This window comes from Bacteroides sp. CACC 737 (assembly GCF_013874375.1).
GTDB classification, from domain to species: Bacteria; Bacteroidota; Bacteroidia; order Bacteroidales; family Bacteroidaceae; genus Bacteroides; species Bacteroides uniformis.
Genome location: NZ_CP059408.1, coordinates 2,028,121 through 2,045,256, shown reverse-complemented (window position 1 = coordinate 2,045,256; position 17,136 = coordinate 2,028,121). Strand labels below are relative to the sequence as shown.

Genomic DNA, 17,136 nt, shown 5'->3' with positions numbered 1-17,136 from the left:
TTACTTTTTATGTGTACGGCATCCGTGATTGAATATTTTGGCTTCCACCGGCAGGTTCTTTTCCTGCGCCATACGGGTGGGAGTCGGGTAGTCCAGTTTCTCCAGCTCCGTGATGGCATTCTTGATGTCACCCAGCAGCATGTCTGCCATGTCGCGGCTGAATCCTTGGCGAACAACGACACGCATTACGACATAGTCTTCCAGCTTTGAAGGCAGAGTATAGGCGGGTACCATCCAACCGTGTTGTGACAGCTTGTCCTGCAGGTCATAGAGAGTCCATTTGGCAGCTTTTGCATATTCCGGTTTCAAGTACCAGATGAACAGCGGGTTCACAACTTCGTCGGAATAGTTTACGAACGGAGCCATCTTGCCGATTTCGTCATGGATATACTTGGCGATGGTCAGGGAGTTGTACTGTACTTCCTTGTAACCCTGGAATCCCAAACGGATGAACTGGTAATATTGACCCAGAATCTGTGCGGCAGGACGGGAGAAGTTCAGGCCTACCTGAGTAATGTTGGCACCGAGGTAGTTTACGCTGAATGACATTTCTTCGGGCAGATATTCCTTGCCTTTCCAGCAAACCCAACCCAGCCCCGGATAAACCAGGCCGAATTTATGTCCGCTGACGCTGATGGAGAGTACCCACTTCAGACGGAAGTCCCACTTCTTTTCGGGATAGAGGAACGGGAGGATGAAACCGCCGCTGGCGGCATCCACGTGGATAGGAATGTCGTAGCCGGTCTTTGCATTGTAGGCATCGAGGGCTTTGTCGAGGGCTTCGACGTCATCGTTCAGTCCTGTCCATGTAACACCTTGGATAGGCACGATACAGATGGTGTTCTCATCACACATCTTCAAGGCTTCTTCGGGGTCGAGCGTGGTCTTGTCGAGTGTCAAAGGCACTTCACGCATTTCAATCTGCCACAATTGGGCGAATTTTTCCCATACCACCTGGAAACCGGTTGAAATAACGAAGTTGGGTTTGTCGAACGGTTTGCCTTGTGCTTGACGTTTCTTGCGCCAGCGCAACCAGGCTGCCACACCACCCAGCATACATGCCTCCGAGGAACCGATAGCAAGTGCGCCGGTTTTCCAGGTTTCTTTTTCAGGAGAGTTCCAGAGGTTGGCCACGATGTTGATACATTTACCGTTCATTACGGCGATGCGCGGATATTCGGTCTCGTCGATGTAGTTAATGTTGATGGCTTCGTTCATCAGCTTGGTGGCATATTCGTCCATATAGGTAGTGACGAATGTAGCCAGATTCAAGCGAGGCTGCGTTTGAGCGAAGGTCTCGTCTTTCACCATCTGATAGGCGATTTCCGGGGTAGTAGGTCCGTCGGGAATCTTTTCTACGGGTGAGGGTTGTAACATACGGTTTGAGCCGAATACTTCAGTTTTTGCATCTCCTTTTCTGAAATTCAAATCTTCCATATTAATAAGTTTTTTAAAGGTTTAGGCGGCGGGGCTTTTCCCCGTCGAATATCCCACAACAACGGGGTTTGCGGATGAAAGTTCCGGGGTTTTGCATTATTTGGCGTTTATTAAAGGGCAGCGTAGTAAAATCTTAAAAAACGAACATTCTGAAGGTGGGTTTGTTGTTCCCACATTATTCATTTAATTAATATACTACTATATGAAAATCAATACCGGAAGGGGTACAATCCCCCTAATCACGCTTGTCGGCATTTGGTCTGTCTCTGCATTGACTTCCTTGCCGGGGTTGGCCGTGTCACCTATTTTGGGACAGCTTACCACCATTTTTCCACATGCCACGGAATTGGATATACAGATGCTTACCTCCCTGCCTTCGCTGCTGATAATTCCTTTTGTGCTGTTGGCGGGCAAGCTGGCCGAGAAACGTGACTTTGTGCGTCTGCTGAAAGCGGGACTTTGGATGTTTGCCGCCAGTGGGGTACTTTATCTTTTTTCGGACAAAATGTGGCAGTTGATGGTGGTCAGCGCTTTGCTTGGCATCGGTTCGGGGGTGATTATTCCGTTGTCCACTGGTCTGGTTTCACGTTATTTCATGGGGGAATATCGGGTGAAGCAGTTTGGTTACAGTTCTGCCATCACCAATGTGACGCTGGTTGTGGCAACGGCGGTGACTGGGTATCTGGCAGAGGTAAACTGGCACTTGCCTTTCGTGGTATATCTGCTTCCGTTGATTTCTCTGCTGCTTGTCGGATATTTGAAGGGGGATACCGGTCAGCCGCAGATAGCAGAAGATACGGCTGCCGTTGTTCCGGAGGAATCCAAGCGTGCGGTTCCCGGTAAATACGGCATCCATATCCGCCATCTGCTACAGTTGATGCTGTTTTATGGCGTCACTACGTATGTAGTGCTGGCGGTTACTTTTGACTTGCCTTTTTTGATGGAGGCCCATCACTTCTCCAGCGGAAATTCTGGATTGATGATCTCCTTATTCTTCCTTGCCATTATGGCTCCGGGTTTCTTCCTGGGGCATATCGTGAAGTGGATGGGGAAACACACAAAGTTCTACAGCCTTTTGTCCATTGCAGTGGGTTTGCTCTTGATATGGATTTCGCCTAAAGAATGGCTGATAATACCGGGATGTATGTTGGTTGGTTTGGGATATGGTGTCATTCAACCGCTGATTTATGACGAGACAGTAGATACGGCCATACCGGAAAAAACAACTTTGGCACTGGCCTTTGTAATGGTGATGAATTATCTGGCGATTCTATTGTCCCCGTTCATTACAGATTTCTTTCAGATCTTGTTCCACACTAATTCCAAGGAATTTCCGTTTATTTTCAACCTCTGCATCACACTGCTCGCTATGTGGTGGGAGTATGTGAGGAAGAAGGATTCTTTGTTGGGGAGGAGTTATGAGTGATTTGTTGGTAATTGTGCTGCGTTATCATGCTGAAAGAAAAACATCAACAAATCACTCATCACTTATCACTCATCACTTATCACTCAATGGCTTCATATTTCAGCCCGAAGACGTCGGCTACAGCTTTGTATGTTACTTTGCCTTCCACTACGTTCAATCCCTGCGCCAGAGCCGGGTCGTCCTTGCAGGCTTGTCTCCAGCCTTTGCATGCCAGGGCTACGGTGTAGGGCAGGGTGGCATTTGTCAGTGCCATGGTGGAGGTGAAGGGTACGGCGCCGGGGATATTGGCAACGGCGTAGTGTACAATTCCGTCCACAATGTAGGTAGGGTCGCTGTGCGTGGTGGGGTGGGAGGTTTCGAAACAACCGCCCTGGTCGATGGCTACGTCTACGAGTACCGTACCGGGTTTCATCATCTTCAGCATTTCGCTGGTGATGAGGTGTGGGGCCTTGTCACCGGGGATGAGGACGGAACCGATTACCAAGTCGATGTTCGGCAATTCCATCTTGATGTTATGGGTGGAAGAATAGAGTGTCTTTACGTTTTTCGGCATCACTTCACTCAGGTAGCGCAGGCGGGGAAGGTTGATGTCGGCAATCAGTACCTCGGCACCCATTCCGGCAGCTATCTGTGCGGCATTGGTGCCCACGATACCACCTCCAAGGATAAGTACGCGTGCGGGACGTACGCCCGTTACTCCGCCCATCAGTTTTCCCTTGCCGCCTTGTGGCTTTTCAAGGAAGCGGGCTCCTACTTGTGTAGCCATGCGTCCTGCCACCTCACTCATAGGAGTAAGTAGCGGAAGTGAGTGGTCTTCTTTTTCCACGGTTTCGTAGGCAATGCAGACGGCACCGCTTTCAATCATGGCTTCGGTTAGTAATTTATCGGCTGCAAAGTGGAAATAGGTGAATACCACTTGTCCCTTTTTAATCAGTTTGTACTCCGGTGCAATAGGTTCCTTTACCTTGACAATCATGTCGGCTGCGGCATACGTGTCTTCAATGGTCGGTAAAGTCTTTGCACCTACGGCGATGTAGTCATCGTCGGAGAAACCGCTGTTTACGCCTGCTGTGGCCTGCACATACACCGTATGACCTTTTTTCACCAATTCGGCTACTCCGGCAGGGGTCATTCCCACGCGGTTCTCGTTGTTCTTGATTTCTTTAGGTACTCCGATAATCATAACCTTAAAGTTTTAATTGGGGGGTTAAACATGGCGCAATATAGCGATTTCCCGGCTTGGGTGTTATCGGTGCATCTATGTTCTTCAACAGAATTTTTATGCATGTTTTAATCAATGATAATTGTAGCTTTCTGTAGGTAGAGAGAACTATTCTTTTTATATTTGCATGCATTTAAAATAATATTGACTGTACAAAATATGAAATATTCTATATTTTTCTCTCTTTTGTTCTTTATTGGTAGTGTGCAAAGCGGCTATGCCCAAGAAACCGATACAGACAAGCCTTCCTTCATCCCGCCTTTTGATTTTCCCATCACTTTCTCCGGTAACTTCGGCGAGATACGTGCCAACCATTTTCATGGCGGACTGGATTTCAAGACAGGTGGCACCATAGGCAAGCCGGTACGCGCTCTGGCAGACGGATATATTTCGCGTATCCGCGTCACCCACGGCTCAGGTTATGTGCTCGATGTAACTTATGACAACGGCTATTCGACGATAAACCGCCATTTGAGTGCTTTTGTGGGTGACATTGCCCGTCGGATAGAAGATTTACAATATGAAAAAGAAAGCTGGGAGGTGGAAATAACTCCCGACCCCGATGAATATCCCGTGAAGGCCGGTCAGATAATAGCTTTAAGCGGAAACACCGGTTACTCTTTCGGTCCGCACCTGCATCTGGATATGATAGAGACGGCTACGGACGAATATATAGACCCGTTGCCTTTCTTCATGAACAAGGTGAAAGACAAGACTGCCCCGCGTGCCGAAGGTATCATGCTGTTTCCACAGCCGGGAAAAGGAGTGGTGGAGGGCAAGCAGACGCGACGGGCTTTTCCGGCACATCCAACAAAACCCATTACCGCCTGGGGACTGATTGGTGCAGGTATCCGTGCCTACGACTATATGGACGGAGTGCAGAATAAATATGGCGTGAAGGCGGTGATTCTCGAAGTGGACGGCGAGGAAGTCTTCCGCAGTACGGTAGATCGCTTTGCCTATGAGGAGAACCGCTATATCAATTCGTGGACACACGGCCAGTACATGAAGTCTTTCATAGAGCCGGGCAACCACTTGCGCATGCTACAGGCATCCAACGGCAATCGCGGACTGGTGGACATCAACGAAGAACACCCTTACCGGTTTGTCTATACGCTGAGAGATGCGCTGGGAAATATCTCCAAGGTCCGCTTCACAGTGCAGGGACAGAAGACGATAATTGCTCCGGTGGAACATCGTGAGAAATACGCCCTCAAATGGGATAAGGTGAACTATCTGCAGGAGCCGGGGCTGGAGTTGGTTATCCCGAAAGGAATGCTCTACGATGACGTCTTGCTGAACTACTCCGTGCGGGCTGATAGTGGCGACATCGCTTTCACCTATCAATTGAACGATACCCGTATTCCTATGCACGGTGCCTGCGATTTGCGTATCGGCTTGCGCCGGCGTCCGGTAGAGGATATGACCAAATATTATGTGGCGGGCGTAACGGCGCGCGGTGGAAAATACCGCATCGGCGGTAAGTATGAGGATGGTGTCATGAAAGTGCGTATACGGGATTTGGGGACTTATACCGTAGCGGTGGATACGGTTCCGCCGGTGATAACTCCCGTAAACCAAGCCCAATGGGGACGTACGGGAAAAATCATCTTCAAGGCCAAGGACAAGGAAACCGGCATCAATACCTATCGGGGTACGATTGACGGGAAGTATGCCTTGTTTGGAAAGCCCAATTCCATCAGCGGTAACCTGGTGTGCGAGCTCGACCCGAAACATGTGGAGAAAGGCGGCAAGCACGTGGTGGAGATGACGGTGACGGATGGCTGTGGCAACCGTACCACCGAACAGTTTGATTTTGTATGGTAAAGACTGAAATATTTAGTAACATTATAATTTAGAAGTATGAAAAGTAAAAGACTGACTCTTTCCGTCTTGTTTGTTGTGGCAGCCGTGGCGAATGCGCTGGCCTGCACCAATCTTATCGTGGGCAAGAACGCTTCTGCGGATGGTTCTACCATTGTTTCCTATTCTGCCGATTCTTATGGTTTGTTCGGCGAGTTGTATCATTATTCTGCCGGTATGCACAAGAAAGGTACGCTGATTGACATACACGAGTGGGACACCGGCAAATACCTTGGGCAGATAGAGCAGGCGCGTCAGACGTACAATGTCATCGGCAATATGAACGAATTCCAGCTCACTATCGGTGAAACGACATTCGGCGGACGCCCCGAACTGGTAGACACTACCGGTATTATCGACTACGGTAGCTTGATTTATCTCGGACTGCAACGTTCACGCACTGCTCGCGAGGCTATCAAGGTGATGACGGAATTGGTGCAGGAATATGGCTATTACAGTAGTGGAGAATCCTTCACCATTGCCGACCCCAACGAGATATGGATTATGGAGATGATTGGCAAGGGACCCGGTGTGCGCGGTGCCGTATGGGTAGCTGTCCGCGTGCCCGATGATTGTATCTCCGCACATGCCAATCAGAGCCGCATTCATCAGTTCAATATGAATGACAAGGAAAACTGCATGTACTCTGCCGACGTCATCTCTTTTGCACGCGAGAAGGGCTATTTTGACGGTGTGAACAAGGATTTCAGCTTTGCCGATGCCTACGCTCCGCTCGATTTCGGTGCCCGTCGCTATTGCGAGGCACGCGTATGGAGCTATTTTAATATGTTTACCGACCGCGGCAACGAGTTCCTGCCTTATATATTGGGTGAGACGGACACTCCGATGCCTCTGTTTGTGAAGCCCAACCGCAAGGTTTCCGTGCAGGATGTGAAGAACGCCATGCGCGACCATTATGAAGGTACTCCTCTCGACATCAGCAAAGATTTCGGCGCAGGCCCGTATCATACCCCGTACCGCCTTTCTCCACTCTCTTTCAAGGTGGGTGACCAGGAATACTTCAATGAGCGTCCCATCTCCACCCAGCAGAGCGGTTTCGTATTCGTGGCACAGATGCGTTCCGAGTTGCCCGACCCTATCGGTGGAGTATTGTGGTTCGGCACGGATGATGCCAATATGACGGTATTTACACCTGTATACTGCTGTACGGACAAGGTTCCCGTATGCTACACCCGTGTGGACGGCGCCGATTACATCACTTTCTCCTGGAACTCCGCTTTCTGGATTTTCAACTGGGTGGCCAATATGGTTTATCCCCGTTATGACTTGATGATGGGCGACGTGCGTGCCACTCAGACAGAGTTGGAGACAACCTTCAACGAAGCGCAGGAAGGCGTTGAGGCTGCTGCTGCCAAACTGCTGGAAAAAGATCCTGCCAAAGCAAAGGCATTTCTTACCAACTATACGAACATGACCGCTCAAAGTACCTTCGATACTTGGAAACGTCTTGGCGAGTTTCTTGTCGTAAAGTATAATGACGGCGTTGTCAAACGTATGAAAAACGGTCAATTCGAACGTAATTCCATTGGCCAGCCGGCAGGCGTAATCCGCCCGGGATACCCGAAGGAGTTCCTTGAAGAGTATGTTAAGCAGACGGGAGACAGATATAAAATGCCTGAATAAAATTAGGATATTTGAACTTATTCTTCTACATTTGTGTCTTACAAAAAAGTTTATATTAACCCTTAAAATAATAACAGTCTTATGGAAAATCAGGAACTGATTAAGCAGGTGACTGAGAAAGCCGAAAAATGGCTTACCCCGGCATATGATGCCGAAACTCAGGCAGAAGTGAAACGCATGTTGGAAAATCCAGATAAAACCGAATTGATAGACAGTTTTTACAAAGACCTGGAGTTTGGAACGGGTGGTCTGCGTGGCATCATGGGTGCCGGTACAAACCGCATGAACATCTACACCGTAGGTGCCGCAACGCAGGGCTTGTCCAACTATCTGAACAAATGTTTTGCCGGAAAGAAGGATATTTCCGTTGTTGTGGGGCACGACTGCCGCAACAATAGCGACAAGTTCGCAAAGATTTCTGCCGACATCTTCTCTGCAAACGGCATCAAGGTATATCTTTTTGATGACCTTCGTCCTACGCCCGAAGTTTCATTTGCCATTCGCCACTTCGGTTGCCAGAGCGGTATCAACATTACAGCCAGCCACAACCCCAGAGAATACAACGGCTACAAGGCTTATTGGGATGACGGTGCGCAGGTGCTCGCTCCGCACGATACAGCCATCATAGACGAGGTGAATAAGGTGACGGTGACCGACATCAAGTTCAACGGCAACAAGGACTTGATTCAGATTATCGGCAAGGAAGTGGATAAGGTTTATCTGGACATGGTTCACTCCATCTCCATTGACCCCGAAGTCATCCGTCGCCAGAAAGACCTCAGCATTGTGTATACTCCGCTTCATGGCGCAGGCCGCGTGCTCATTCCGGACTCATTGAAGGAGTGGGGATTTGAGAATATCAACTGCGTGCCCGAACAGATGGTGAAGGACGGCAATTTCCCGACGGTGGTTTCTCCGAATCCCGAAAATGCCGAAGCCCTTTCCATGGCCATTGCGCTGGCCAAGAAGATTGACGCTGACATCGTGATGGCAAGTGACCCGGATGCCGACCGTGTCGGTATGGCCTGCAAGGACGATAAGGGCGAGTGGGTGCTTATTAATGGTAACCAGACTTGTCTCATTTTCTTGTACTACATCATCAAGAACCGTATTGCAATGGGCAAGATGCAGCCGAATGACTTCATCGTGAAGACCATCGTGACCACTGAACTCATCAAGGCTGTGGCAGATAAGAACAAGATTGAAATGCGCGATTGCTATACCGGCTTCAAGTGGATTGCCCGCGAAATCCGTCTGAGCGAAGGCAAGCAGCAGTATATCGGTGGTGGTGAAGAAAGCTATGGCTTCCTGGCCGAAGACTTTGTCCGTGATAAAGATGCGGTTTCTGCCTGCTCCTTGCTGGCCGAAATCTGTGCTTGGGCCAAAGACCAGGGCAAGACACTCTATGACGTATTGATGGAAATCTATGTAGAATACGGATTCTCAAAGGAAACCACCGTGAACGTGGTGAAACCCGGTAAGAGCGGTGCCGAAGAAATCAAGGCGATGATGGATAACTTCCGTGCCAATCCTCCGAAGGAAATCGGCGGTTCGGCTGTCAGCTTGATTAAGGATTACAAGACATTGGAGGCTACCGATGTCCGGGGTAATGTAAGCAAGCTGGATATGCCCGAGACTTCCAATGTACTTCAATATTTCACTGTAGACGGCACGAAGATTTCTGTCCGTCCTTCCGGTACGGAACCGAAGATTAAGTTCTATATCGAGGTGAAGGGCGAGATGGGTTGTCCGAAATGCTATGCCGGCGCTGATGCCGAAGCTGAAAAGAAAGTGGAGGCAGTGCGCAAGTCACTCGGCATTTGATAGGAAAGAGGAAAAAATGTGTATATAGTGTTTGGAGAGGCGTAACCCGTGAGGGCTGCGCCTTTTCTTTTTGCTTCTGTGTTGAAAGAAAACTTAAATAAAGACTTAAACCCGATGGTTGATGAACAAAACGTTTGCAGGGAAGTTTAGTATATGCAGATTGCGGTTACACACCGATTGGTTGATGTGAATGAGAGTCGTTTCATTCGTAGTTGTTCGTTTGTGAGTGTGTGTTTTCCGCAATTTGCTTTTTTAAATTTCTTCCCCCCTCTTTTTAATTCTTTAATTTTTAATTGTTCTCCATCCACCAGTCTATCAGCCTTCTTGCGATACTCAGCTTTCGTGGTATTTCGGGCAGGTTGTCTTTGGAATAGAAGGCGGCAGCGGTCAGCTCATCTTCCTGCAGTTTTATCTCTCCGCTTTCGTAGTCGGCAATGAAACCCACCATCAATCCGCTGGGGTAGGGCCAGGGCTGGTTGCTGAAGTAGGTGATGTTCTTTACCTTCAGCCCCGTTTCCTCAAAAACTTCCCGTTCCACACATTCTTCCAGTGTTTCGCCGGCTTCGAGGAAACCTGCCACCAGTCCGTAGAAGGTCCCGCGGAAATTGCGTGCATGCACCAGCAGGATTTCGTTTCCTTTGCGTATTAGTACGATGATGGCGGTGGAAACGGGAGGGTACATCTCATTGCCGCAGTTGGGACACTTCTTCATGATGGGGGTCTGGTGCTCCATGGCGGTGCCACACACGGGGCAGAAGCGGCTGTGCTCGTCCCAATAGAGTATCTGGAAGGCCTTTCCTGCGGAACGGTATTCGTCCGGGGTGATGTAGTCGTACGATGCGCGCAGGCCTATCATTACCCATTCGTCGCTCTCGGTCACAGGCTGTTTCAGGGCAAATGCACGTACTTGCTTGCCGTTGGGGGGGAACACTTCGTGTATATTACTTCCGGCTTCCGGTGTCAGAGGAGGCTCTATACTGACGGGTACGCTGTATTTTATTTCTCCTTTGTCTGTATATCCTTTTTTCAGTAGCAGTTGGTCTTTGAAGAAGACGAACCACTGAGTGCAGGGTTGGGGTTCTGTTGATTTTTCCATTGTTTGTTGTTTTATTATTTTTTGGGGGATGAACACGAAAATACAAAGGCACAGAGATTCTTTTCAAAGAGATAAAGCATTAATTTCTATGTCTTTGTGTCTCTGTGTTCGCCCCCCCCTAAATTTCGTTTGCTGTGTCTTTTTCTTGTCGTACATAGACCGTTGACCTTCCCATTCCGCGGCGGCGCAGGAACCCTTGCCGGATGAAGTTGTTCAGTTCGTCTATGGCGGCATGTCTGGTCAGTCCGCTCAATTGGATGTATTCGTTCTTGTTGATACATACATTCTGCTTGAGGAACAGTTCCAGTTCGGCTTTTCTTGTTTCTTCGGTGGTCTCTACTACTTTTTTCGATTTCTTGGTAGTGGAGTGTACACGTTCCAACGTCATTTTCTTCTTGATGTTGTTGCGGAACGTGCTGCTGATGCGCAGGTGTACGTTTTGGAATTGGACGGATTCGGAGCGGATTTTCTTTTTCTCGTCGTCGGTTTCGCGCAAGCATTTCAGTGAAGTGCTGAAGAATCCGAGTTCTCCCAGCTCCACGATGTTTCCGTTGGCAAGGAGGTCGCACAACTCGTCAATGCAGGCATCCAATGCTGCCCCTATCACATTCTTGGGCAGATGTTGGAAAGTTGCGATATGTTCCACAAACTCCTTTTGGGTATAAGTCCTTTTCGGGCAGATACGTGCGTGGAGTGATTTCTTGTCTTCTTTCCCGTCGGGCGAAGGCGTTTCGTAAAGGTCGTAATACGCGCTCATAAGATATTTATTTTTGTTTATAGCGATAAACAGTTCTCGTCGCTTCGGGGAATTATTTTTGTCGCTAAGCGGATTAATTTTCTTCTTCCTAAAAACTAATCGTCCGATAACTGTTGCATTATCGTCCAACAGTTGTTTAATTATCGTCCGACAGCTGTCGGACGAAACGGAAATGGGTATGTGACGATTATTTCTTAGTGAACAAAGGTATAAAATATAGTGATACGAAGAGTAGTGTTTGGGGAGGAAAGTTTTAGTTTTCGGCAAAAGGGGGATATTGGAAATGATAATTAGTTTTTGGAAATAAAAAATCCCCCGTTAAGGACGAGGGAACCTAATGTTTTCACAACGGAATAATCCTTATTGTGACTTGCTTCATTTTAGTATGACAAATGTATAAAATAAATATGGAAATACAATGCTTATATTGAAAAAAAAAATACCTTTGAAGAAAATATTCAAAATATAATACTATGAGAACGATACTTGGATTGGATTTGGGAACCAATAGTATAGGATGGGCTGTAATAAACTCTGTAATTAAAGAACAGACCGAGAAAATTTGGATAGAAATGGCTGGCAGTAGAATAATTCCGATGGATGCTGCTATCTTGGGAGACTTTGACAAAGGGAATTCTATATCACAGACAGCTGAAAGAACCCGTTTTAGAGGGGTGCGTCGATTGAGAGAGCGACAATTACTACGCCGTGAACGGTTGCATAAAGTTTTGAAGATTCTTGGCTTCCTGCCGGAACACTATTTAAAAGGAATAGATTTTGAAAAGCATACGGGTAAATTCTTGTCAGGCAGCGAACCGAAATTGCCATGGGTAAAGGATAGATGGGGAAAATACTCTTTTTTATTTCAGACAGCGTTTAATGAAATGTTGGCGGATTTTGCAAAGCACCAACCTTCATTGGTTTTTGATGGTAAAAAAATCCCTTATGACTGGACAGTTTATTATCTCCGTAAGAAAGCTTTGACAGAAATGATAAGTAAAGAAGAACTGGCATGGATTCTTTTGAACTTTAATCAGAAACGTGGTTATTATCAGCTTAGAGGAGAAGAGGAGGAAGACAATGCAGGAAAATCTGTTGAATTTTATGCATTGAAAGTCTTGTCGGTGGAAGCGACTGATGAAAAGAAAGGCCGGGATATATGGTATAATGTACATCTGGAGAATGGATGGGTATATCGTAGAAGCAGTAATGTCCCATTGGACTGGGAAGGACGGGTAAAAGAGTTTATTGTCACTACTGACTTAAATCCGGACGGTACTCCAAAGCTTGATAAGTATGGTGAGGTGAAGCGTTCTTTCAGAGCGCCTAAAGAGGATGATTGGATGTTAATAAAGAAAAGGACCGAAGCGGACATTGCCGGTACTCATAAAACGATTGGGAGTTATATATATGATGCTTTGTTGCAGGAGCCACAACAAAAGATAATAGGAAAATTGGTGAAAACAGTAGAACGAAAGTTTTACAAGGAGGAACTGAACTTGATTTTGCAGAAGCAATGTGCTTTTCATGCAGAATTGCAGGATAGAGATTTATACATGAGGTGTATTGAAGCGTTGTATCCGGGTAATGAAGTGCAACGGAGAAATATAGCTAACCGGGACTTTATCTATTTGTTAATAGATGATGTCTTGTTTTATCAAAGGCCGTTGAAAACCAAAAAGTCATTGATAGCTAATTGCCCTTATGAGGAAAATGAATATGTAAACCGCAAAACAGGTGAAATCAAAACAGCTCCGTTAAAGTGTATAGCCAAGTCACATCCTCTTTTTCAGGAATTCCGTTTATGGCATTTCCTTTCCAATATTCGGGTATATCAAAAGGAAAGGGAAGTAAATGGAACTTTATATTTGGATGTGGATGTGACAACGGAGTTTTTGAAAACAGAAGATGATTATGTGGCTCTATTTGATTGGCTGAACTCTCGAAAGGAAATAGATCAGAAAGCTTTTCTGAGATATCCTGCGTTTGGACTGAAAAAGGAAATAAATAATTATCGTTGGAATTATGTCGAGGATAAGTTCTACCCATGTAATGAGACGAGACATGCGATTCTTTCCCGTTTGGAAAAGGCCGGTATTGGTATTGACTTTTTATCTGATGAAAAAGAAACAGCCTTGTGGCATATCTTATATTCTGTAAGTGACAAGCAGGAAATAGAGAAAGCATTGGCGACTTTTGCGGTTAAGAACGGATTGAATGAATCCTTTGTGGAAGTGTTCAAGAAGTTTCCTCCTTTCAAGTCTGAATATGGCGCTTATTCTGCCAAGGCGATAAAGAAGTTGTTGCCTTTGATGAGGTGCGGAAAGTATTGGGATATGTCGTTGATTGATGGTACAACCAAGGAAAGAATAGAAAGGATAATAGCAGGTGAGTGTGATGAGAGTATAGGTGCCAAGGTTAGAGAAAAGGCGATGAACTTGTCGGATATATCTTGTTTTAAGAGGCTTCCGTTGTGGTTGGCTTGTTATGTAGTGTATAATCGTCATTCCGAAGATAAAGAAATAACCAAATGGGAAACCCCTGCTGATATTGATGCTTATCTGGCTGCTTTTAAGCAACATTCACTACGAAATCCTATCGTAGAACAAGTGATAACCGAGACATTGAGAGTTGTCAGGGATATTTGGAAACAGGTTGGGAAAATTGATGAAATCCATATTGAGTTAGGGCGCGAGATGAAAAATCCTGCGGACAAGCGAAAAAGAATGACTACTCAGATTCTGGAGAATGAAAATGCCAATTTACGTATAAAGGCATTGCTTGCTGAATTTGTGAATCCGGAATATGGGGTAGAGAATGTCCGTCCCTATTCACCAAGTCAACAAGAAATATTGCGGATTTATGAGGATGCAGTTTTAAAGGGGGAAGAACAGATTCCGGAAGATATAGATGTGATATTGAAAAAATTCAATACCAGTAAATTACCGACGAAATCAGAATTCTTGCGTTATAAATTATGGCTGGAACAGAAATATCGTTCACCTTATACCGGTGAGCTGATACCTTTGGCTAAATTATTTACTGCTGCGTATGAGATAGAACATGTTATACCTCAATCCCGCTATTTTGATGATTCATTCTCTAACAAAGTGATATGTGAATCTGCTGTGAACAAGTTGAAAGATAATCAACTGGGATATGAGTTTATCAAGAATCATCATGGACAGAAAGTGGAAGTGGGTTTTGGAAAGACAGTAGAAATCTTTTCTGTGGATAGTTACGAACGTTTTGTAAAAGAACAATATGCAAAATCGGGCATAAAAATGAAGAAATTGTTGATGGATGATATTCCCGAGCAATTTATTGAACGCCAATTAAACGATAGCCGGTATATCAGTAAGGTTGTCAAAGGACTTTTGTCGAATATCGTTCGTGAAAAGAATGATAGCGGTGAATATGAACCGGAGGCTGTTTCAAAAAACATATTAGTTTGTACAGGCAACGTGACGGACAGGCTGAAAAAGGATTGGGGCATGAATGACGTCTGGAATAGTATTGTAAGTCCTCGTTTTGAACGTTTAAATGCTTTGACCGAAACCCAGTGTTTTGGACATTGGGAGAATAAAGACGGAAAAAAAGTTTTTCAAACAGCAGTGCCCCTTGAATATCAGAAAGGATTCAGTAAGAAGCGTATAGACCATCGGCATCATGCTATGGATGCAATAGTAATAGCTTGTGCTACACGGAATCATGTAAACTATCTGAATAATGAGTCTGCAAGCCGGAATGCGAAAATTTCCCGTTATGATTTGCAGAGACTGTTGTGTGATAAGAGTAGGGGGGATGGTAATGGTAATTATAGATGGATTATAAAGAAACCATGGACTACTTTTACGCAAGATGCAAGGGAAGCGTTGAGTGGGATAATAGTTAGCTTGAAACAGAATTTGCGTATAATAAATAAAACAACCAATATCTATCAACATTTTGATGCAAATGGGACTCGTGTTTATGAGAAACAGAAAATCGGTGATAGTTGGGCTATCCGTAAACCGATGCACAAAGATACGGTTTTTGGAGCGGTAAATTTAAGAAAGGTAAAGGTGGTACGCCTATCTGTCGCTTTGGATACTCCTTCTATGATTGTTGACAAAAGAGTAAAAAATAAGGTTCTTGAATTGTTATCATATAAGTATGATAAGAAGAAAATTGAAAAATATTTCAAAGAGAATGCTTTCTTGTGGAAAGAGCTGGATATAGCCAAAGTCGCTGTTTATTATTTTACGGAAAATACTACTGAACCTTTAGTTGCAGTACGTAAATCATTGGACTCAACTTTCAATGAGAAGAAGATAGCATCGGTGACGGATACTGGCATACAGAAAATACTCCTGAATCATCTGAAATCAAAAGAAGGAAAGGCGGAGTTGGCTTTTTCTGCAGAAGGTATAGAAGAAATGAACCGTAATCTTTTACAACTGAATGATGGTAAAGGACATCAGCCTATATATAAGGTGAGGGTGTATGAACCGCGTGGAAATAAATTTAAAGTCGGTGTACTTGGCAATAAAGGTGCCAAATGGGTGGAAGCTGCTAAAGGTACTAACTTGTTCTTTGCTATTTACATAACAGAAGATGGAAACAGAACGTATGAGACTATTCCTTTAAATTGGGTTATAGAGCGTGAGAAACAAGGGCTTGTTCCTGTACCGGACAGAAATGAAAAGGGAGATAAATTATTGTTTTGGCTGTCTCCTAATGATTTGGTATATCTGCCAACCGAAGAAGAGCGGGATTTTGGTAGGATAAATGAACCGATAGATAGGGGGAGGATTTATAAGATGGTTTCATCTTCTGGTAATCAATGCTTTTTTATACCTCAAAGTATATCAAATGCTATTATTTCCACTAAAGAATTAGGTTCTAATAATAAAGCAGAAAAATCATGGGATGGTGAAATGATAAAGAATATTTGTATTCCAGTAAAAGTTGATAGGTTAGGCCGTATTATAGAAGTTAAGTATAGAGTAAATGAATAATATAAAGTTGTTTCAAGAGAAAAAGATCCGTTCCGTATGGAACGAGGAAGAACAGCAATGGTATTTCTCTGTTGTAGATGTAGTTGGTGTATTGACTGATAGTGTGAATCCTACGGATTATCTGAAGAAGATGCGAAAACGGGATGAAGAACTGGCTACTTACCTGGGGACAACTTGTCCCCAGGTAGAAATGGTGACAGATACAGGAAAAAAACGAAAAACGTTGGCGGCAAATGTGCAGGCTTTATTCCGCATCATTCAATCTATTCCTTCTCCTAAAGCTGAACCTTTCAAGCTTTGGTTAGCACAAGTAGGTTATGAGCGTGTACAGGAAATAGAAAATCCGGAATTGGCTCAAGAGCGCATGAAAGAACTATATGAGCAAAAAGGTTATCCAAAAGATTGGATTGACAAACGTTTGAGAGGAATCGCCATTCGTCAGAATTTGACGGATGAATGGAAAGAAAGGGGAATCACGGAAAAAAGTGATTATGCCATTCTTACGGCAGAAATATCTAGAGCAACGTTTGGATTGACTCCTTCGGATTATAAAATATATAAGGGGCTGACGAAGAAAAATCAGAATCTTCGTGACCACATGTCTGATTTGGAGTTGATATTTACAATGCTTGGAGAACGTGTCACAACGGAAATTTCTCAGAAAGAAAAACCAGATACATTTACTAAAAGTAAGCAAGTAGCACAACGTGGAGGAAATGTAGCCGGAGTAGCACGTGAACAAGCTGAAAAAGAGTTGGGTAGAAGTGTTGTTTCTCCTGAAAATTTTCTGTTGGATTCTGATAAACAGAATGATACTTTAGAGCTTCCTTTTCTTGAAAATGATGAATGAATAACTTGTAAAGTCTA

10 protein-coding genes are annotated in these 17,136 nt (G+C 45.1%); 6 read left to right on the top strand and 4 right to left on the bottom strand.

All coding sequences use genetic code 11. From position 1 onward, the window contains the following. A complete protein-coding gene (locus H1A11_RS08860; protein ID WP_117965802.1) occupies positions 1–1,437 on the bottom strand; it encodes a glutamate decarboxylase in 1,437 nt (478 codons plus the stop codon). Between the two features lie 202 nt (positions 1,438–1,639). On the opposite strand from H1A11_RS08860, the gene H1A11_RS08855 reads away from it, so the two are divergent. Continuing rightward, positions 1,640–2,863 carry an MFS transporter gene (locus H1A11_RS08855; RefSeq protein WP_181758034.1) on the top strand — a complete coding sequence of 408 codons (1,224 nt, stop codon included), beginning with the start codon at positions 1,640–1,642 and terminating at the stop codon, positions 2,861–2,863. Positions 2,864–2,942: 79 nt separating this feature from the next. Here H1A11_RS08855 and ald read toward each other — a convergent pair whose 3' ends face one another. Then, entirely contained in the window at positions 2,943–4,046 is a 1,104-nt protein-coding gene (ald, locus tag H1A11_RS08850; RefSeq protein WP_117965796.1) for an alanine dehydrogenase, read from the bottom strand. Positions 4,047–4,244: 198 nt separating this feature from the next. Here ald and H1A11_RS08845 point away from each other — a divergent pair, with 198 nt between their 5' ends. The 3 genes from H1A11_RS08845 (at position 4,245) to H1A11_RS08835 (ending at position 9,416) form a co-directional block, all read left to right on the top strand. After that, complete coding sequence (locus tag H1A11_RS08845; RefSeq protein ID WP_226791191.1) at positions 4,245–5,912, top strand: M23 family metallopeptidase; 1,668 nt, start codon at positions 4,245–4,247, stop codon at positions 5,910–5,912. Positions 5,913–5,948: 36 nt separating this feature from the next. Beyond that, on the top strand, positions 5,949–7,592 hold the full coding sequence (locus H1A11_RS08840; protein WP_117965790.1) for a C69 family dipeptidase: 1,644 nt from the start codon (positions 5,949–5,951) through the stop codon (positions 7,590–7,592). A gap of 81 nt (positions 7,593–7,673) precedes the next feature. Beyond that, positions 7,674–9,416, top strand: coding sequence for a phospho-sugar mutase (locus H1A11_RS08835; protein WP_138346014.1), 1,743 nt, complete (start codon positions 7,674–7,676; stop codon positions 9,414–9,416). 289 nt (positions 9,417–9,705) lie between these two features. Here the strand turns inward: H1A11_RS08835 and nudC are convergent, their stop codons facing one another. Beyond that, positions 9,706–10,512 (bottom strand): NAD(+) diphosphatase, encoded by an 807-nt coding sequence (gene nudC, locus H1A11_RS08830; RefSeq protein WP_131225297.1) that lies wholly within the window; start codon positions 10,510–10,512, stop codon positions 9,706–9,708. 118 nt (positions 10,513–10,630) lie between these two features. Then, on the bottom strand, positions 10,631–11,269 hold the full coding sequence (locus H1A11_RS08825) for an HU family DNA-binding protein (protein ID WP_005832241.1): 639 nt from the start codon (positions 11,267–11,269) through the stop codon (positions 10,631–10,633). A 473-nt stretch (positions 11,270–11,742) separates the two neighbouring features. On the opposite strand from H1A11_RS08825, the gene cas9 reads away from it, so the two are divergent. Together cas9 and H1A11_RS08815 are read left to right on the top strand one after the other, a co-directional pair. After that, entirely contained in the window at positions 11,743–16,269 is a 4,527-nt protein-coding gene (cas9, locus tag H1A11_RS08820; protein WP_131225295.1) for a type II CRISPR RNA-guided endonuclease Cas9, read from the top strand. Then, positions 16,262–17,119: a BRO family protein gene (locus H1A11_RS08815; protein WP_005832239.1), complete on the top strand. Its 858-nt coding sequence runs from the start codon at positions 16,262–16,264 to the stop codon at positions 17,117–17,119. The genes cas9 and H1A11_RS08815 overlap by 8 nt, the downstream gene beginning before the upstream one ends. Positions 17,120–17,136: the final 17 nt, after the last annotated feature.

Bases quoted from the DNA above. Each gene is read 5' to 3' on its own strand.
- H1A11_RS08860 (WP_117965802.1), bottom strand. From the start codon at position 1,437: ATGGAAGATTTGAATTTCAGAAAAGGAGATGCAAAAACTGAAGTATTC.
- H1A11_RS08855 (WP_181758034.1), top strand. From the start codon at position 1,640: ATGAAAATCAATACCGGAAGGGGTACAATCCCCCTAATCACGCTTGTC.
- ald (WP_117965796.1), bottom strand. From the start codon at position 4,046: ATGATTATCGGAGTACCTAAAGAAATCAAGAACAACGAGAACCGCGTG.
- H1A11_RS08845 (WP_226791191.1), top strand. From the start codon at position 4,245: ATGAAATATTCTATATTTTTCTCTCTTTTGTTCTTTATTGGTAGTGTG.
- H1A11_RS08840 (WP_117965790.1), top strand. From the start codon at position 5,949: ATGAAAAGTAAAAGACTGACTCTTTCCGTCTTGTTTGTTGTGGCAGCC.
- H1A11_RS08835 (WP_138346014.1), top strand. From the start codon at position 7,674: ATGGAAAATCAGGAACTGATTAAGCAGGTGACTGAGAAAGCCGAAAAA.
- nudC (WP_131225297.1), bottom strand. From the start codon at position 10,512: ATGGAAAAATCAACAGAACCCCAACCCTGCACTCAGTGGTTCGTCTTC.
- H1A11_RS08825 (WP_005832241.1), bottom strand. From the start codon at position 11,269: ATGAGCGCGTATTACGACCTTTACGAAACGCCTTCGCCCGACGGGAAA.
- cas9 (WP_131225295.1), top strand. From the start codon at position 11,743: ATGAGAACGATACTTGGATTGGATTTGGGAACCAATAGTATAGGATGG.
- H1A11_RS08815 (WP_005832239.1), top strand. From the start codon at position 16,262: ATGAATAATATAAAGTTGTTTCAAGAGAAAAAGATCCGTTCCGTATGG.